This window comes from Pseudomonas rhizosphaerae, assembly GCF_000761155.1.
In the GTDB taxonomy this organism is placed as follows: Bacteria; Pseudomonadota; Gammaproteobacteria; order Pseudomonadales; family Pseudomonadaceae; genus Aquipseudomonas; species Aquipseudomonas rhizosphaerae.
Genome location: NZ_CP009533.1, coordinates 3596430 through 3614357 on the forward strand (window position 1 = coordinate 3596430; position 17928 = coordinate 3614357).

The 17928-nt window shown below is 61.8% G+C and carries 20 protein-coding genes; 9 read left to right on the forward strand and 11 right to left on the reverse strand.

What is annotated here, in order from left to right; all coding sequences use genetic code 11:
* Window positions 1–133: 133 nt before the first annotated feature.
* Both LT40_RS15880 and LT40_RS15885 read right to left on the reverse strand, forming a co-directional pair.
* The gene (locus LT40_RS15880) at window positions 134–358 is read right to left on the reverse strand and encodes a DUF1161 domain-containing protein (protein WP_043191956.1); all 225 of its coding nucleotides are present in this window, start codon (window positions 356–358) and stop codon (window positions 134–136) included.
* Window positions 359–490: 132 nt separating this feature from the next.
* Window positions 491–706 (reverse strand): dodecin, encoded by a 216-nt coding sequence (locus LT40_RS15885; protein ID WP_043191958.1) that lies wholly within the window; start codon window positions 704–706, stop codon window positions 491–493.
* A gap of 143 nt (window positions 707–849) precedes the next feature.
* Between LT40_RS15885 and LT40_RS15890 the strand changes: the two genes are divergently transcribed.
* Complete coding sequence (locus tag LT40_RS15890) at window positions 850–1173, forward strand: ElaB/YgaM/YqjD family protein (RefSeq protein ID WP_043191960.1); 324 nt, start codon at window positions 850–852, stop codon at window positions 1171–1173.
* Here the strand turns inward: LT40_RS15890 and LT40_RS15895 are convergent.
* Window positions 1170–2066 (reverse strand): LysR family transcriptional regulator, encoded by an 897-nt coding sequence (locus tag LT40_RS15895; RefSeq protein ID WP_043191962.1) that lies wholly within the window; start codon window positions 2064–2066, stop codon window positions 1170–1172. The two genes, LT40_RS15890 and LT40_RS15895, sit on opposite strands and share 4 nt — an antisense overlap.
* Window positions 2067–2173: 107 nt before the next feature.
* Between LT40_RS15895 and trpB the strand changes: the two genes are divergently transcribed.
* Entirely contained in the window at window positions 2174–3400 is a 1227-nt protein-coding gene (gene trpB, locus LT40_RS15900; RefSeq protein ID WP_043191965.1) for a tryptophan synthase subunit beta, read from the forward strand.
* The gene (gene trpA / locus LT40_RS15905) at window positions 3397–4209 is read left to right on the forward strand and encodes a tryptophan synthase subunit alpha (protein ID WP_043191967.1); all 813 of its coding nucleotides are present in this window, start codon (window positions 3397–3399) and stop codon (window positions 4207–4209) included. Before trpB ends, trpA begins: the two co-directional genes overlap by 4 nt.
* A gap of 282 nt (window positions 4210–4491) precedes the next feature.
* Here the strand turns inward: trpA and LT40_RS21620 are convergent, their stop codons facing one another.
* From LT40_RS21620 to LT40_RS15915, 3 genes are all read right to left on the reverse strand, one after another.
* On the reverse strand, window positions 4492–4800 hold the full coding sequence (locus tag LT40_RS21620) for a hypothetical protein (RefSeq protein ID WP_148308570.1): 309 nt from the start codon (window positions 4798–4800) through the stop codon (window positions 4492–4494).
* A gap of 313 nt (window positions 4801–5113) precedes the next feature.
* Entirely contained in the window at window positions 5114–5473 is a 360-nt protein-coding gene (locus LT40_RS21625; protein WP_148308571.1) for a hypothetical protein, read from the reverse strand.
* A gap of 155 nt (window positions 5474–5628) precedes the next feature.
* Window positions 5629–6537 carry a choline sulfate utilization transcriptional regulator gene (locus LT40_RS15915; RefSeq protein WP_043191971.1) on the reverse strand — a complete coding sequence of 303 codons (909 nt, stop codon included), beginning with the start codon at window positions 6535–6537 and terminating at the stop codon, window positions 5629–5631.
* 114 nt (window positions 6538–6651) lie between these two features.
* Here LT40_RS15915 and betC point away from each other — a divergent pair, with 114 nt between their 5' ends.
* Together betC and choX are read left to right on the forward strand one after the other, a co-directional pair.
* Window positions 6652–8169 carry a choline-sulfatase gene (gene betC / locus LT40_RS15920; protein ID WP_043191973.1) on the forward strand — a complete coding sequence of 506 codons (1518 nt, stop codon included), beginning with the start codon at window positions 6652–6654 and terminating at the stop codon, window positions 8167–8169.
* 33 nt (window positions 8170–8202) lie between these two features.
* Complete coding sequence (gene choX / locus LT40_RS15925) at window positions 8203–9123, forward strand: choline ABC transporter substrate-binding protein (RefSeq protein WP_043193755.1); 921 nt, start codon at window positions 8203–8205, stop codon at window positions 9121–9123.
* Window positions 9124–9166: 43 nt separating this feature from the next.
* Here the strand turns inward: choX and aroE are convergent, their stop codons facing one another.
* Together aroE and hemF are read right to left on the reverse strand one after the other, a co-directional pair.
* Complete coding sequence (aroE, locus tag LT40_RS15930) at window positions 9167–9991, reverse strand: shikimate dehydrogenase (protein ID WP_043191975.1); 825 nt, start codon at window positions 9989–9991, stop codon at window positions 9167–9169.
* 17 nt (window positions 9992–10008) lie between these two features.
* Entirely contained in the window at window positions 10009–10932 is a 924-nt protein-coding gene (hemF, locus tag LT40_RS15935) for an oxygen-dependent coproporphyrinogen oxidase (protein ID WP_043191977.1), read from the reverse strand.
* Between the two features lie 165 nt (window positions 10933–11097).
* Between hemF and LT40_RS15940 the strand changes: the two genes are divergently transcribed.
* Entirely contained in the window at window positions 11098–12072 is a 975-nt protein-coding gene (locus tag LT40_RS15940) for an NADPH:quinone reductase (RefSeq protein ID WP_043191979.1), read from the forward strand.
* Window positions 12073–12126: 54 nt separating this feature from the next.
* On the opposite strand, the gene tsaC is transcribed toward LT40_RS15940, so the two are convergent.
* From tsaC to LT40_RS15955, 3 genes are all read right to left on the reverse strand, one after another.
* Window positions 12127–12681 carry an L-threonylcarbamoyladenylate synthase type 1 TsaC gene (gene tsaC, locus LT40_RS15945; protein ID WP_043191980.1) on the reverse strand — a complete coding sequence of 185 codons (555 nt, stop codon included), beginning with the start codon at window positions 12679–12681 and terminating at the stop codon, window positions 12127–12129.
* Between the two features lie 37 nt (window positions 12682–12718).
* On the reverse strand, window positions 12719–13825 hold the full coding sequence (gene dprA, locus LT40_RS15950; RefSeq protein WP_043191983.1) for a DNA-processing protein DprA: 1107 nt from the start codon (window positions 13823–13825) through the stop codon (window positions 12719–12721).
* A 117-nt stretch (window positions 13826–13942) separates the two neighbouring features.
* Window positions 13943–14968: a LysM peptidoglycan-binding domain-containing protein gene (locus LT40_RS15955; RefSeq protein WP_043191984.1), complete on the reverse strand. Its 1026-nt coding sequence runs from the start codon at window positions 14966–14968 to the stop codon at window positions 13943–13945.
* A 71-nt stretch (window positions 14969–15039) separates the two neighbouring features.
* Between LT40_RS15955 and def the strand changes: the two genes are divergently transcribed.
* The 3 genes from def to rsmB all read left to right on the forward strand — a co-directional run bounded on the left by def (window position 15040) and on the right by rsmB (window position 17916).
* Window positions 15040–15546: a peptide deformylase gene (gene def, locus LT40_RS15960; RefSeq protein WP_043191985.1), complete on the forward strand. Its 507-nt coding sequence runs from the start codon at window positions 15040–15042 to the stop codon at window positions 15544–15546.
* A gap of 127 nt (window positions 15547–15673) precedes the next feature.
* Window positions 15674–16606, forward strand: coding sequence for a methionyl-tRNA formyltransferase (gene fmt / locus LT40_RS15965; RefSeq protein WP_043191987.1), 933 nt, complete (start codon window positions 15674–15676; stop codon window positions 16604–16606).
* Window positions 16603–17916 carry a 16S rRNA (cytosine(967)-C(5))-methyltransferase RsmB gene (gene rsmB / locus LT40_RS15970; RefSeq protein ID WP_043191989.1) on the forward strand — a complete coding sequence of 438 codons (1314 nt, stop codon included), beginning with the start codon at window positions 16603–16605 and terminating at the stop codon, window positions 17914–17916. Before fmt ends, rsmB begins: the two co-directional genes overlap by 4 nt.
* The last annotated feature ends 12 nt before the right edge of the window (window positions 17917–17928 follow it).

Sequence of the window (17928 nt, forward strand, 5' to 3'; positions counted from 1 at the left end):
ACTGCGTCGGCTGTTTCGCGGCCACTGACCGCTCCTACGGAGGGGGCGGTAGTGTGTCGGCTGTTTCGCGGCCGCTGACCGCTCCTACAGGGGACTGGATGTCCTGCGGGAGCGGGTCATGGCAGCGATGCCATCAGCGCTTGTAGACGATGGCCTTGGTGCCGCCTTCACATGAACCGACTACCTGGAAGCCCGCATCCGGGGTGACATTGTCGACCACTTCCAGCGTGTAACCCGACACGCCGTTGGCATCGATCTTCGCGGCGATTTCGCTCTTGAGCTCCTCGCACGGCTTGCCTGCAGCGAACACGCCGCTTGCCACGCTCAACAAACCCACAGCCAACAAAATTCGCTTCATCGCTTGCATCCTTGGTTTGGTACTGCCGCTTTAAGACAAACGGCGGATCGCCTGTGGTCAGGTCGATACGCCGGGAGTGTTTTGTAACTCAACCTATGGCATTCGGCCAGTCGGAAGATTCCGTGTTTTCTGTCAGCTATTTTGGATACGGAAGCCAACTTTCAGAGTGACCTGGAAATGAGCCACTCGACCATCCTCGATATGACCACGGGTTTCGGTCACTTCGAACCACTCCATTTTCTCGATGCTCTTGCTCGCTTCGGCCAATGCGTTGTTGATGGCGTCTTCGATGGTGGTGGTCGAGGAACCGACCAGTTCGACTTTCTTGTACGTGTGGTGATCGCTCATGGTGCTCTCCAGTGGATGGACTACGAAAGGTTGTCTACCTGTGTGGGGATTTCTGCGCTAAAAGTTCATACGCACTGCACTTTCATCCTGCCGCGCAGTCGGAATCTACACACGCTATTCACCACAACGAAGGAGAGATACCCATGGCAATTTCGACCCGCAAGGCCTCGCTGCAAAGCATGGAAGCAGAAATCGAAAGTCTGCTGCGCTCCCTGGAAAGCCTGAAGGAAGATTCCACCGAGGAGTCGCGCAAGACCCTCAAAGCGCTGAAGGCCAATGCCGAGACCGCGCTGAGCCACTCGCGTAGCCTGATCAGCGATGCGTACGAAGAAGTGAAGGTCAAGACCAAGGAAACCGGTATCGCTACCCGTGACTACGCTCAAGAGCACCCTTGGGCCGCAGCTGGCGTCGCCGTCGGCGCACTGGGCCTGATCGCCGCTTACCTGATGTGCAATCGCAGCAACTAATCGACCTGGCGCGCCAGCTCTTGCTTGAGCCATAGCGCCAGTTGTCGGGCGCGCCCATCCGAGGCGCGCCGTGGGACCCAAAGCGCCAGCCGCGCCGGGGTTTGCGTAAACCCCCAAGGCGCGGCCAAGCGCCCGGCACGCAGGTCGTCGACCACCAGCGGTTCGGGTGCGATGGCAATGCCCAGTCCGGCCACCGCCGCCTCCAGCAAATAATACAAATGCTCGAACCCTTGTCCCAGGCTCAACGTCTCGGGGTCCAGATCGTTGCGCCTTGCCCAACTGGGCCAGGCCTGTGGCCGCGACGTGGTGTGCAGCAGGGCGTGCTCGAGCAGGTCAGCGGCAGCACCTCCCTGCAATGCGTCGAATCCCGAAAAGCGCGGGCTGAGCACCGGGCCGATACGCTCTTCGGCCAGCTCGAAGACGTCCATGTCGGCAGGCCATGGCGGTTCGGCGAACATCAACAAGGCGTCCAGACCAGGACGGCGCGGATCCAGATCACCTTCACCGGCCGACAGGTGCAGGCGCAAATCCGGCAGGTCGCTGTTCAATCGACCCAGACGCGGGATGAACCAGCGCGCCAGCAGGCTTCCCGAGCAGCCCAGGACGAACGGCGCCTGAGCCTGGGCCTGACTCAATTCCGCACAGACCAGACGCAGGCGTTCGAAAGCCTCGGCGCTGGCATCACGTAGCCGACTGCCGGCATCTGTGAGTTTCAGGCCACGCCCCTGCTTGACGAACAGTGCGATGCCCAGGTGCTCTTCGAGCAACTTCAATTGGCGACTGACGGCGCCGTGGGTCACGCTAAGCGATTCAGCCGCCTTGCTGACGCTGTTGAGGCGGGCAGTGGCTTCGAATGCCTTGAGGGCATTCAGCGGGGGCAGGTCACGGCTCATGGTAATGTGAGAAATCCTGACAGGTTGCTCAGATCTTATCGGTTTTCCTGAGCGGCTGTCATGGGTACAGTAGTGACATCGCCCTTTCATTTCCCCTGGAGCTTCGCATGACCCAGAGCAATCTTCGCAGTGGCCCGGACAGCAACGGCCTGTTCGGCGCCTTCGGCGGCCGCTACGTCGCCGAGACCCTGATGCCGCTGGTGCTTGAGCTGGCTCGGGAATACGAAGCGGCCAAGGCCGATCCCGAGTTTCTCGAGCAGGTCGCCTACTTCCAGCGCGACTATATCGGCCGGCCCAATCCGTTGTATTTCGCCGAGCGCCTGACCGAACATTGCGGCGGGGCGAAAATCTACTTCAAGCGCGAAGAACTCAACCATACCGGCGCACACAAGGTGAACAACTGTATCGGCCAGGTGCTGCTGGCCAAGCGCATGGGCAAGAAGCGTCTGATCGCCGAAACCGGTGCCGGCATGCACGGCGTGGCCACGGCCACCGTGGCCGCGCGCTTCGGTCTGCCTTGTGTGATCTACATGGGTGCCACCGACATTGAGCGCCAGCAGGCGAACGTGTTTCGCATGAAACTGCTGGGCGCCGAAATCGTGCCGGTCACTTCCGGCACCGGCACCTTGAAAGACGCCATGAACGATGCCCTGCGTGACTGGGTCACCAATGTCGACGACACCTTCTACCTGATCGGTACCGTGGCCGGCCCACATCCGTATCCAGCGATGGTGCGCGACTTCCAGTCGATCATCGGCAAGGAAACCCGCGAGCAGATGCAGGAGAAGGAAGGTCGTCTGCCCGACAGCCTGGTCGCCTGCGTCGGCGGTGGTTCCAATGCCATGGGCCTGTTCCACCCCTTCCTGGATGACAGCAGCGTGGAGATCATCGGTGTCGAAGCTGCCGGCCATGGCGTGGGTTCGGGCAAGCACGCCGCCAGCCTCAACGGTGGCGTTCCCGGTGTACTGCACGGCAATCGCACCTATCTGCTGCAGGACGACGATGGGCAGATCACCGACGCGCACTCCATCTCGGCTGGCCTGGACTACCCCGGTATCGGTCCTGAACACGCCTGGTTGCACGAAATCAAGCGGGTGAACTACACCAGCATCACCGATGAAGAGGCGTTGGCTGCGTTCCATGCCACCTGCCGCCTTGAAGGCATCATCCCAGCGCTGGAAACCGCTCACGCCCTGGCCGAAGCCATGAAGCGTGCGCCGACGCTGCCTGCCGACCACTTGATGGTGGTGTGCCTGTCGGGCCGCGGCGACAAGGACATGCAAACCGTGATGAGCCATATGGGCGCCCAGGGCGCAAAGGAGACACTGGCATGAGCCGCCTCGAACAACGCTTTGCCGAACTCAAGGCCGAAGGCCGCGCTGCCCTGGTCACCTTCGTCACCGCTGGCGACCCGGGCTACGACGCTTCCCTGGCGATCCTCAAGGGCCTGCCAGCCGCCGGTGCGGATGTCATCGAACTGGGCATGCCGTTCACCGATCCGATGGCCGACGGCCTGGCCATCCAGCTGGCAACCCTGCGGGCACTGAACGCCGGTCAGACGCTGGCGAAAACCCTGCAGATGGTTCGTGAATTCCGCGTCGAAAACAGCACCACACCCATCGTGCTGATGGGCTACTACAACCCGATTCACCGCTTCGGCGTCGAAGCCTTCGTGGCCCAGGCCAAGGAAGCCGGTGTCGACGGCCTGATCATCGTCGACCTGCCGCCCGAACACGACGGCGAATTGGCCACCCCGGCGCAAGCCTCGGGTATCGACTTCATCCGCCTGACCACGCCGACCACCGACGACGCCCGCCTGCCGCGAGTGCTGGAGCGCAGCTCCGGCTTCGTCTACTACGTTTCGGTGGCCGGCGTGACCGGTGCCGGCTCGGCCACCACCGAGCACGTTGGCGGTGCCATCGAGCGACTGCGTCGCCACACCGACCTGCCGATCAGCGTCGGCTTCGGCATCCGCACGCCCGACCAGGCTGCCGCCATCGCCCGTCTGGCCGATGGCGTGGTGGTTGGCTCGGCGCTGGTGGACAAGATCGCCCATGCCCAGCACCACGGCCAGGCGGTGGAAGATGTGCTGTCGCTGTGCAGTCAACTGGCGCAGGGCGTACGTAAGGCTCGTGTCAGCTGAAGGTAAAGATTCCAATACAGAGGAATTAGCCCCTATTTCATGGGATTAATCGACAAGACGAAGGGGTATCGAACCTGTGTTCGATACCCCTTTTTGCTGTTTGCAGGGGGTTTTTAACTGATATGTAACGAGTCTGCCGTCAGATCACTGCGGCTTTAGCAATCGCACTCTCGTACCTAGTCTTTAGTGCGCGCGTGAGGCGGTGATAGTCCTCTGGATAGGTGATTCTGGGCGGCTATCTATGATGTAGGCGAGCCACATGACTTCGTCGACTCGCACTGATTACATAAACCCAGGCGGCAGCTTACCTGTGCAAGCATCATGTTGTGTGGCATGAAAGGTGAGCGTCGTCCAATGTGAACGATCCTCGATCTTTCCGGGATAACCGAATCGGTAGGTAAGTGCCACAAAACCGAGACACATGAACGCGGAGGCGTCTTTCAGGCCCCATGTGGAATAGGGCATATTTTTATACGCTGTACAAATGAGTGCAGGAGAATGACCCTCATTACGCACACAGTTGCCATTGGCATGATTGAAGATCTCTTCAATCACTGCGGGGGTGGAGATGGAGAAATACCGTTCAGCCATGCGAGCACCTTCCGCCTCATCCAAAATCCGTGGATCCGAATAGTCTCTTATCCTGATTACCGTCTCAGTAAATATATTGAAATATTCGGCTGGAATTTTAATGGGGGGAGGCAGCTCAGATAGATAGCACCCGGAAAGCGAGCTGACCAGAAGTACAAGTAGTAGAGTACGGCACATACAGGATTAGATCCATTGATTAGATAATGCTATCCTAAATTTTTTTGGTATAGAGCGAAATCGGATGATTCCTATATAACTGTCATCCAAGTCCGAAATCTGATTTCTTTATCTGCATACCTATGATAGTCAATATTCAATTCGTTGATAAAAGGTATCGAGTTAGCTGCGGCACGCCTCGGGGCATGATCTGATTGAAATCACCTGCAATAACAACCTTGCTGTACTGCCCGTCCTTATAGTACGGGCCTTGGTCAACGAGGTAGGCATCAACTCCAATTTCGCCGCTATATGTTCTAACCGCATAATGCCATGCGCGTAACGAGTGCCGCTCAGAGGTACCGATGGCGACAGCTCGTTGGGTCATTCGATCGGTGGCAAGTCCATGGAGCTCTGCCATGACTTCACCGCTTGGATGACGCAACACCCAAAAATTATGGCTCCATAACCCCAAGATGTTATGAGAGCGTGCTTCAATTGCATAGTGACCAGACATTTTTTTAAACCTAGTGAGTTCATAGAGTCACTGACTTCTTGGTTAGAGTCAGTGATTCAAGCTTCACGCTTCGGCCATTAAAAATGAGTATAGATAACTAATTTTTTGGTGCTTTCTCCTCTACCAAAATAGGATGCATATAGATAAGCGCTCCATCACCGTTGCGCCTGTTCCTCGATCACCCAATCCAGAAACCGTTGCACCATTTGCCCGCGGCGCTTGCGCTGCGGGACAACCACGTAATAGCCCAAGGCTGACGTTGCGCTGCCCTGGATGGGGCGGCACAGCAGCTCTTGATCCAGCAGCGCATCGACTAGGTGGCGCCAGCCGATGGCTACCCCCTGGCCAGCGATGGCTGCCTGGATCAGCAGGGTGTAGTTGTCGAAGCGCAGTTGACCGGGGGCGGGCACGCCCGGAATGTGCAGCGCGCGAAACAGATTGTTCCAGTCGAACCACTGGCTGCTGCTCTCACCGCGCAGGTGCAGCAATGGCAACTCGATCCAGGCGTCCAGAGCCAACGGCTGGCGGTAACCGGCCAACAGGCGCGGGCTGCACACCGGATACACCTCTTCGTTGAACAACCAATGACTTTCACCCTGGCGAAAACGACCGTCGCCGAACAACACGGCGACGTCGATATCCGGGCGCAGCAGGGCATGGCTGCGCTCGCTGGTGACCAGGCTGACATCGACCTGTGGATAACGCTGGTGAAAGCGGTGCAGCCGAGGCATCAACCAATACGCTGCGAAGGCGAAGTCGGTGGACACCTGCAACACCTCGTGCTGGGTCTGCGCGGTGATTGTCTGCAGGCCGTCGTCGATGCGTTGCAGGCCGGCCTGAACGGCTTCGAACAGCGCATGCCCGGCATCGGTGAGGGCAATGCCGCGGTAGATACGGTCGAAAAGGCGGGTGGCCAACTGTTCTTCCAGGCGCTTGATCTGCTGGCTGATGGCCGGCTGTGTCGTGCCCAATTCAACGGCCGCAGCAGTGAAGCCGCGCAGGCGCGCAGCCGACTCGAAGGCACGCAGCAGATCGAGGGACAGTGCGCCGATATTTTCATACATAAGCTGGGCTTATCCTAAGCATTGTCGATAGCGGGCTTTACCAGTCGGGGCATGGGCCGCATTCTGGATTGACGCAATCTCGCATTACTTCCGACTATGGAATGCCCTGAGCCGATGAAGCGCAAGAACATTCTTTTCATCATGGCCGATCAGATGGCCGCCCCTCTGTTGCCGATCTACGCAGCGTCTCCCATCAAGCTGCCGAACATCAACCGCCTGGCCGAAACCGGCGTGGTGTTCGATGCCGCCTACTGCAACAGCCCGCTGTGCGCGCCGTCGCGTTTCACCTTGGTCAGTGGGCAGTTGCCGAGCAAGATCGGCGCCTACGACAACGCCGCCGACTTTGCCGCCGACGTGCCCACCTACGCCCACTATCTGCGCCGCCTGGGTTATCGCACGGCGCTGTCGGGAAAGATGCATTTCTGCGGCCCTGACCAACTGCACGGTTACGAGGAACGCCTGACCAGCGATATCTATCCCGCCGACTATGGCTGGGCCGTCAACTGGGACGAACCCGACGTGCGCCCCAGCTGGTATCACAACATGTCCTCGGTGCTGCAGGCCGGCCCCTGTGTGCGCACCAATCAGCTGGATTTCGATGAAGAAGTGGTGTTCAAGGCCCAGCAGTACCTGTTCGATCACATTCGCCAAGACGGCGACCAGCCTTTCTGTCTGACGGTGTCGATGACCCACCCGCACGATCCCTACACCATTCCCAAGCCGTTCTGGGACCTGTACCGCGACGAAGACATTCCCCTGCCGCAGAACGTGCCGAGCCAGGCCGAACTGGACCCGCATTCGCAACGCTTGCTCAAGGTCTATGACCTGTGGGACAAACCCTTGCCTGTGGACAAGATCCGCGACGCACGCCGCGCCTATTTCGGCGCGTGCAGCTACATCGATCACAACGTCGGCAAGCTGATGCAGACCCTGGAAGAAACCGGGCTGGCCGACGACACCATCATCGTCTTCTCCGGCGATCACGGTGACATGCTTGGCGAGCGTGGGCTCTGGTACAAGATGCACTGGTTCGAAATGGCCGCGCGGGTGCCGCTGCTGGTTTGCGCACCAGGGCAGTTCAAGGCAGGGCGGGTGTCGGCCGCGGTGTCCACCGCCGATCTGCTGCCGACCTTCGTCGAGCTGGCCGGCGGCGAACTGGAGCCCGGTCTGCCACTGGACGGTCGGTCGCTGGTGGCCCATCTGCAAGGTGGGGCGGGTCACGACGAAGTATTTGGTGAGTACATGGCCGAGGGCACCAATAGTCCACTGATGATGATTCGCCGCGGCGCGATGAAATTCATCTACAGCGAACGCGACCCTTGCCTACTCTATGACGTGGACAACGACCCACACGAACGTGAAGACCTGAGCCAGTCACCCCCACACCGGGCACTGTTCGAGGCTTTCCTGAGCGAAGCCCGCTTTAAATGGGACATGCCGGCGATACACCAACAAGTGCTCGCCAGCCAGCGCCGACGCCGTTTCGTGGCCAGTGCGTTGACCCAGGGCAAGCTGAAGAGCTGGGATCACCAGCCACTGGTGGACGCCAGTCAGCAATACATGCGCAACCACATCGACCTCGACGACCTGGAGCGCAAGGCACGTTATCCACAACCCTGCCCATCACATTAGAAGCTCCGAGGGGAAGTCCGCATGAAGGTCACCATGAAGATATCCACAGCCCTGGCTGCCGGTTGGCTCGCCGTATCCGCTACTGCAGCGCTCGCCGACGATCAACGGTGTGCGACCGTGAAAATGGCCGATCCTGGCTGGAGCGACATTGCAGCCACCAACGCGCTTGCCAGCCTGGTGCTGGAAGGCATGGGCTACACGCCCAAGATCGATACCCTGGCGGTGCCCATCATCTTCGGCGGGCTCAAGGATGGCCAGGTGGATGTGTTTCTTGGTAACTGGATGCCGGCTCAGCAAGGCTTCTACGACAAGTTCGTGGCCAACGGCGACGTGGTGCAGTACGCCAAGAACCTGGACGGCACCGAGTTCACCCTGGCGGTTCCCGAGTACGTCTACGACGCCGGGGTCAAGGACTTCGCCGACCTGGACAAGCATGCCGACCAGTTCGGCAAGAAGATCTACGGGATCGGCTCGGGCGCGCCTGCCAACCTGTCATTGGCCGAGATCATCAAGAAGGACGAGTTCGGCCTGGGTGACTGGAAGCTGGTGGAGTCCAGCGAGCAGGCGATGCTGACCGAGGTCAATCGCAACGTGAAGAAGAAGTCGTTCGTGGTCTTCCTCGGCTGGACGCCGCACCCGATGAACGTGCAGATCAAGCTCAAGTACCTGACCGGCGGGGAGAAGTATTTCGGCTCCACCGGGACCGTGCACACCCTTACGCGCAAGGGTTATGCCGAAGCCTGCCCGAACACCGGCAAGCTGCTCAGCAACCTGGTGTTCACTCAGGAGATGGAAAACGGAATCATGGCCGATGTGGCCAACAACAAGAAAACCAGCGCGCAGGCAGCACAGGCTTGGTTGAAAGCCAATCCGGCGGTGCTGGAGAAGTGGCTGGACGGCGTGAAAACCCTGGATGGCAAGGATGCGCTGCCGGCGGTGCGCGCGAAGCTTTGATGTTGCGAGCTTTGATTTGATGGGTGTCAGTGACATCCATCAATCAACCCACCGCCATCTCCCGCCGCAGCCGGCTCAGCACCGGCGCCGTATCCACGGCTACACCGCGCCAGTAGGTGAAGGCTTCCGCCGCCTGCTCGACCAGCATGCCGAAACCATCCAGCGACAGCCGCGCGCCGTGTTCGCTGGCCCAGCGACAGAACGGCGTCGGCTCCTTGCCGTACATCATGTCGTAGCAGACCGTCACCCCAGGCTCGATCAGGCTGCTGGCAATCGGCGGCAGATCGCCTGCCAGGCTCGCCGACGTGGCATTGATGATGATATCCACAGGCTCTTCCAGCCAATCGAAGCCACTGGCTGCAACCGGGCCCAGGTCAGCGAACAACTGCGCCAGCTGTTCGGCTTTTTCGACCGTACGGTTGGCGATCACCAGCGACAGCGGTCGTTGCTCGAGCAATGGCTCGATCACCCCTCGCACCGCACCACCGGCACCCAGCAACAGAATGCGTTTGCCTTGCAAGGTCACATCGGCGTTGTCGACCAGATCGCGCACCAACCCCACGCCATCGGTGTTGTCGCCGCGCAGGCCGCCATCTGGCAGACGGCTGAGCATGTTCACCGCGCCGGCACGCTGCGCGCGTGGGGTCAGCACGCTGCACAGGCTGAAAGCCTGCTCCTTGAACGGCACAGTAACGTTGGCGCCCAGGCCTTCCTTGAAAAAGCCCAGGGCACAGCTGGTGAAGCCATCGATGGGCGCCAGCAGCGTGCTGTAGTCCAACGCCTGGCCGGTCTGCTCGGCAAACAACCGGTGAATGGCCGGTGACTTGCTGTGGCCCACTGGGTTGCCGAATACCACGTAACTGTCCATGCGAAACGGTTCCTGAATCAAAGGGCGGGGGCTGGTGCCAGCCAGTCGCGATCCTGCAGAAAATACTCGGTGAGCCGCGCTTCCTCGCTGCCGGGCTCGGCCTTCCAGTCGTAGCCCCAGCGCACTTGCGGTGGCAGCGACATGAGGATCGATTCGGTCCGGCCTCCCGACTGCAGGCCGAACAGCGTACCGCGGTCGTAGACCAGGTTGAACTCGACGTAGCGGCCGCGGCGGAATTCCTGGAATTCACGCTGCTGCGCGGTGTAGGCCATGGCCTTGCGATGCTGCACGATGGGCAAATAGGCGTCGATGAAGGCATCGCCGATGGCGCGCATGAAGGCGAAGCTTTTGTCGAAATCCCACTCGTTGAGGTCATCGAAGAACAAACCGCCGACACCGCGCGGCTCGCCACGGTGCTTGAGGTGGAAGTACCGGTCGCACCAGGCTTTGTAGCGCGGGTAGACATCGGCGCCAAAGGGCTCGCAGGCCTGCTGCGCCACGCGGTGCCAGTGGATGCAGTCTTCCTCGTGGGCGTAGTAGGGCGTCAGGTCGAAGCCACCACCGAACCACCAGACCGCTTCTTCGCCTTCCTTTTCGGCAATGAAGAAACGCACGTTGGCATGGGACGTGGGCACATGCGGGTTGTGCGGGTGAATCACCAGGGACACGCCCAGCGCCTCGAAACCACGGCCGGCCAGTTCCGGGCGATGGGCGCTGGCCGACGGCGGCAGGCCACTGCCGAACACATGGGAAAAATTGACCCCGCCTTTTTCGATCAACTCACCGTCGGCAATCACCCGGGTACGACCGCCGCCGCCCGCAGGACGCGTCCAGGCATCTTCGACGAACTGCGCGCCGCCGTCTTCGGCCTGCAAGGCGTGGCAGATTCGGTCCTGCAGATCGAGTAGATAGGCTTTTACGGCCTCGGTGCGGGTAGTCATGGCATCACCTTGGAGAAGGGCAAATACCGCCAGCGGCCTGCGTGCACGCCTGACCGGCGATCAAGTCGGCGCGTAGCATAGCATCGCTCACCGCCTGCGGCAGTTGACGCCGATCAAGCAAAGGCGTCCGATAGGCCTTCGCCCAACGACAGCAGGAGTGAACAGATGGCAAAGCGTATCCAGTTCGGTTCCACCGGCGGCCCGGAAGTGCTTGAGTTCGTCGACTTCGAGCCCAGGCAACCGGGCCCGCAGGACATTCGCGTACGCAATCACGCCGTGGGCGTGAACTACATCGACAACTATTTCCGCAGCGGCCTGTACCCCACGCCACAACTGCCATCGGGCCTGGGCACCGAGGCGGCCGGCGTGGTGGAGGCAGTGGGCAGCGAGGTAGATGGCTTCAAGGTCGGCGACCGTGTGGCCTACGCGGGCGGCCCCCTGGGCGCCTACAGCGACCTGCACGTGCTGCCGGCGGCCATGGCCGTGCACCTGCCACAGAGCATCAGCTTCGAACAGGCTGCAGCAGTGATGCTAAAGGGCCTGACCGTGCAATACCTGTTGCGTCAGACCTACAAGGTCGAGGCCGGGGAAACCATCCTGTTCCATGCCGCAGCTGGCGGGGTCGGCTCGCTGGCCTGCCAGTGGGCGGCGGCGTTGGGCGTGAAGCTGATCGGCACGGTCAGCTCGCCCGCCAAGGCCGAGCGGGCCAAGGCACTGGGGGCCTGGGAAGTGATCGACTACAGCCACGAGGATGTGGCCAAGCGGGTTATGGAGTTGACCGACGGCAAGAAATGCCCAGTGGTCTACGACGGCGTCGGCAAGGACACCTGGGAAACGTCGCTGGATTGTCTGCAGCCGCGTGGCCTGATGGTCAGCTTCGGCAATGCTTCGGGCGCGGTCAGTGGGGTCAATCTGGGCATTCTGTCGCAGAAAGGCTCGCTGTACGTCACCCGTCCGACCTTGGCCAGCTATGCGGTGCCCGGTGCGGTACAGGGCATGGCCGACGAGCTGTTCGAAATGATCGCCAGCGGCAAGCTCAAGGTCGATGTCAGCCAGCAGTACCCGTTGAGCGATGCCGCCAAGGCGCAGACGGCCCTGGCCGCACGCGAGACAGTGGGCTCGACCATCCTGCTACCGTGAAACTGCGCAGGGGGCCGCACGCTGACGGCTCCCTGGCCAGATTCAGGGCCAGAGTCAGGGCCTGATTACCTCACCGGTGATCAGGTCGCGGATCACGCTCGGGCTCTTCCGCCCGCCCAGCGCGCCTCCCAGCACCAGGTCGACTTCGCCACGGAAATACTGCTCCACGCGCAGGCGGCTGCGGGCAGCCGGACGGCCCTGGCGATTGGCCGAGGTCGAGACGAGCGGCCCTACCAGCGCACACAGCTCCCGCACCTGCGGATGATCGCTCACCCGCAGCGCCACCGACTCATGGACACCGGTGATCCATTCGGGCAGCAGGCCCTGGTGAGGCACCAGCCAGGTGTTCGGGCCGGGCCAGGTACTGGCCATGCGGTCGATCCACTCTTCGGGAAAATCCTCGAACAGAAAGTCGAACTGACGAATGTTGTCGGCGACCAGGATCAAGCCTTTGTCAGCCGAGCGCTCCTTGATGGCCAGGAGGCGATAGACCGCCTCCTCGTCCCACGGATCGCACCCCAAACCCCAGACAGCTTCGGTAGGGTAGGCAATCACCGCGCCCGCTCGGATCTCGCGCGCCGCTTGTTGCACACGCCAACTGCTCACCATCTGCTGTCACTCCCATTGGAAACTGCCGCCAGTGTACTTAGCTGGCCCGTGCAAACCAACGCCCCGCCTGACTGACAACCCGCCCCTGCAGTTCCAGCTCGGTGAGTTGCGCCATTACCCGCGGTAATGGCCATCCCAGGGCGATGGCCAGGCCTTCGGTGGTGTGCGCTGCTGCCACCAACGCGGCCAGTAGCGGATCCTGGGATCGTTGCGGTGCCGGCGACGAGGCGGGCGGCAGGCGCTGCCAACCCTGCAAGCCTTCGAGGATGTGATCGATGGTCTCGACCAACTGGGCACCGTCGCGGATCAACTGGTGGCAGCCGCGCGCGCCAGGATGATGAATCGAACCCGGCAGCGCCCACACCTCGCGGCCATGTTCGGCGGCCAGCCGCGCGGTAATCAGCGAGCCGCTGGCCGGGCTGGCCTCTATCACCAGCACGCCCAGCGACAAGCCACTGATGATGCGGTTGCGGCGGGGAAAGTTGCCCGGCTGCGCCTGTGCGTGGAGGGGAAACTCTGAAACCAGCGCGCCACCGGCCTCGACAATGGCCTGAGCCAGCGCGCGATGCTTCTGTGGATAAAGTTTTTCCAGGCCGGTGCCCAGTACTCCGACCGTGTGCCCGCCCACGTCCAGCGCACCTTGATGGGCAGCACCATCCACGCCCAGGGCAAGGCCGCTGGTGATCGTGAATCCCGCGCCTGCCAGGCTGCGAGAGAAGGCCCGGGCATTGTCCAATCCCGGCGGCGAAGCGCGGCGACTGCCCACCACGGCGACCTGCGGCTTTTCCAGTACGCTGGGGTCGCCGCGCACGAACAACAGTGGTGGGGGATCGGCGATTTCCTTGAGCAGGGCGGGGTAGTCAGGCTGGTCCCACATCAACAAATGCTGGTGCGGATGCTCTAGCCAGGTCATTGCAGCGGCTGCATCGCGATGGATGGCAGGGTCGCGACGCGCCTGGGCGCTGGCATCGCTGCAGCCTGCACCGCGCCATTGCGCGACCGAGGCATCGAGTGCCGAACGTGCGCTGCCGAAGTGCGCGACAAGCGTGTGGAAGCGTTGCGAGCCGATGTCCGGGAGCAATTGCAGGCGCAGGCGCGCCTCGAGTTCGGAACAGGTGTACGGGTTTGTATCGAAGAGCGGCATCCGATCATCCTTGAATCGGCAGGCCCGCAGACAGCTGGACAAGCTGTGGATAACTCTGTGCACAAAAGTATCGGAGCATGCCTGGGCAATATTGCGCGCCCAGGTACCGGCTTTCGACTACGGGTTGCCTACCTTGTCCATCACTGCCAACGAGCGGTTGGCGTTGAGGATCAAACCATAGCTCAGCTTTTCGTAAGTGCGGAACACCATGAGCAATCCGGAACGCTCGTCGGGGACCTTGACCTGCTCGCCGGTAATACGATCGCGCACTGTCTCGCCGGTCTTGTACACCGCCAGGACGTTGCCCTCGCGCAGCCCGTCGCGGGTTCCGCGGTTCAAGGTGACCACATCGTACTTGCCGATCTGTGTAACACCCCGTGGCACATCAATGATCACGCCATGGATGTCAGACTGCGGCGCGCTGGGGAAAAATGTCGAATTGACCGCTCGTTGTTCATCGCTGAACAGCCGGTCGCCCAAGCGGACCTCTTCGCGCGAGCGTTGCAGGACCAGCGTAGAGATATCGCCTTCGGTGGCGACGATTTCGCCACCGCCGATATTGTCGGCGTTGATGCCCAGAAACTCTTGGGTATCAGGGTCGGTGTAGACCTTGCCCTGGCGGAAGATGCCGTAGACCGACTGCGCCGGATCGAATGCGCCACGCGCATAGATGCGGTCGCCGATGCCGCTGAGTACGCGCTCGGCGTTGCCCGCCACGATGTAGGGTGCGGCATTGAATGCCTCAGCCGAATCCATGATGCGGTTGGTCAGCAGGAAGCTGTTGATCGATTCCAACGGAATACTGGGAATGGCTTCTGCCACGGGTGTGGTGCGCACCTTGGGCGAAAGCTTGATGGTGCCGCGCGAGGCGCCACGCTCGATCATCAGCTGCGGCTGGCCGTCGACGAAGCCGAGCACCAGCGAGTCGCCGGGGTAGATCAGGTCGGGGTTGGCGATCTGCGGATTGGCGTGCCAGAGCTGCGGCCACTGCCACGGCTGGCGCAGAAACTTTCCGGAAATATCCCACAACGTATCGCCACGGACCACGGTGTAGCGCTGCGGGTAGCCGTCCTTGAGCTGCACCTGCGCCTGCGCCAGGCCGGCCATTGCCAGCATCAGCAGGGCGAGTAGTGATTTCCTCATGCCGTGAATCCCTTTATCATGTCTGCTCACGCGAAATAACGACTTTACCTCACAGTGCAGCACATACGCATATGGCTATTTTAAACATCCTCGAATTTCCAGACCCGCGCCTGCGTACCGTCGCCAAGCCGGTCACGGTGGTGGACGACAGCGTTCGCCAGCTCGTCGATGACATGTTTGAAACCATGTACGACGCGCCTGGCATCGGTTTGGCCGCTACCCAGATCAACGTGCACAAGCGCATCGTGGTCATGGACCTGTCCGAAGATCGCAGCGAACCGCGGGTGTTCATCAACCCCGAGTTCGAATCGCTGACCGACGAGATGGACCAGTATCAGGAAGGGTGCCTGTCGGTGCCCGGCTTCTACGAGAACGTCGATCGTCCGCAGAAAGTCAAGGTCACGGCGCTGGATCGCGACGGCAAGCCCTACGAGTTGATCGCCGAAGGCCTGCTGGCCGTGTGCATTCAGCACGAGTGCGATCACCTCAACGGCAAGCTGTTCGTCGACTACCTGTCCAACCTCAAGCGCGACCGCATCAAGAAAAAGCTGGAAAAACTGCACAAGCAGCAAGCCTGACTTCGGTGCCCCTGTAGGAGCGGCCAGTAGCCGCTAACAACGCACCCCGGTGCGTCAGGAAGGGCCCCTTGCGGCTGCTAGCCGCTCCTACCAAGGGTTGCGGCCCACCTCCAACAGCGAGAACTCCATGCGCATCGTCTTCGCGGGCACTCCCGAGTTTGCCGCCGAACACCTCAAGGCCCTGCTGGCCACCTCCCACGATATCGTCGCCGTGTACACCCAGCCGGATCGCCCGGCGGGACGCGGGCAGAAACTCATGCAAAGTCCGGTCAAGCAATTGGCCCTGGAGCACGGCATCCCCGTGCTGCAGCCAGCGACGCTGCGCGACCCGCAGGCACAGGCCGAACTGCGTGAACTGGCACCGGACCTGATGGTGGTGGTCGCCTACGGACTGATCCTGCCGCAGGCGGTGCTGGATATTCCGCCGCTGGGCTGCATCAACAGTCATGCCTCGCTGCTGCCACGCTGGCGCGGTGCAGCGCCGATCCAACGGGCGGTGCAGGCTGGCGATGCGCTGAGCGGCGTCACCGTGATGCGCATGGAGGCCGGTCTGGATACGGGCCCGATGCTGCTCAAGGTCAGTACCCCGATCGATGCCCACGACACCGGCGGCAGCCTGCACGATCGGTTGGCGCAGCTGGGTCCGCCGGCTGTGGTCCAGGCCATTGCCGAGCTGGCCGCCGGCACTTTGCACGGCGAGATCCAGGACGACAGCCTGGCCAACTATGCGCACAAGCTGGACAAGAACGAAGCACGCATCGATTGGAGCCAGCCGGCCGAAGTACTCGAGCGCCTGGTACGGGCGTTTTTTCCCTGGCCGATCTGCCACAGTACCCTGAACGGCGAGGCACTCAAGGTCTTGGCCGCCGAGGTGGACGAGGGCAGTGGCCAGCCGGGTGAAATTGTCCAAGTCAACAAGGACGGGCTGACCGTCGCCTGCGGTGTACAGGCGTTGCGCCTGACCCGCCTGCAGTTGCCGGGCGGCAAGCCGTTGAACTTCAGCGATCTGTTCAACAGCCGCCGCGATCGCTTCGTGGTCGGCACGGTACTGGGCCAATGAACCCGCGTCTGGCGGCCGCCCGCGCCCTGGCGACGGTGCTCAGCGGCAAGGCCTCGCTCAACAGCTCTCTGCCCAAGGAGCTGGACAAGGTCGAGGCCCGCGACCGTGGCCTCGTCCAGGACCTGGCCTTCGGCACGGCGCGCTGGCAGCCACGTCTCGATGCGCTGGCGGAACGCTTGCTGCAAAAGCCGTTCAAGGCCGCCGATGCCGATGTGCATGCCTTGCTGCTGGTAGGCCTCTACCAACTGCTCTATACCCGTGTGCCGGCCCATGCGGCGATCGGTGAAACGGTCGGCTGTGCCGACAAGCTGAAAAAACCTTGGGCCAAGGCGCTGCTCAATGCCGTGCTGCGACGCGCCCAACGCGAGAGCGACGCGATTCTGGCCGAACTCGAACGCGATCCGGTAGTGCGCACCGCCCACCCGCGCTGGTTGCAGAAATCGCTGAAAGCCTTCTGGCCAGAGCAGTGGGAAGCCATCTGCGCTGCCAACAACGCCCATCCGCCGATGATCCTGCGGGTCAACCGCCGCCAGCATGACCGCGATGCCTACCTGGGCCTGCTGGCCGAGCAGGGCGTAGCCGCGCAGGCCTGTGTCCACAGCCGTGATGGCATCGTTCTGGCGGAAGCCTGCGATGTGCGCGGGCTACCCGGTTTCAGCGAAGGCTGGGTCAGCGTGCAGGATGAAGCTGCGCAGTTGGCCGCCGAGCTGCTCGACCTGGCGCCTGGTCAACGGGTGCTCGACGCCTGCTGCGCGCCAGGTGGCAAGACGTGCCATATCCTGGAAGCCGAACCGGCCCTGGCCGGTGTGGTGGGGATCGATCTCGAAGCAAAACGCCTGGTCCGGGTTCGCGAAAACCTGCAACGGCTGGGTCTTGAAGCACAGCTGATCGCCGCCGATGGCCGCGATACCTCCGCATGGTGGGATGGCAAGCCGTTCCAGCGCATCCTGCTCGACGCGCCGTGCTCGGCCACCGGCGTGATCCGCCGCCACCCCGACATCAAGCTGACCCGCCAACCCGATGACATCCATGCCCTGGCCGTGCTGCAAGGCCAGTTGCTCGATGCCATGTGGCCGACCCTGGAGGTCGGCGGCGTGCTGCTCTATGCCACCTGCTCGACCTTGCCCACGGAAAACACCGAGGTCATCGAAGCGTTCCTGGCACGTACCCCTGGCGCCCGCGAACTGGACCTGGCCACGGCTGCCGGGATCAAGCAGACCCATGGCCGCCAGTTGCTGGCACAAGAGGGCGGTCATGACGGCTTCTACTATGCCAAGCTGATCAAGATCGCCGCCGTGCGCGGCCAATGACAGGGAATAACG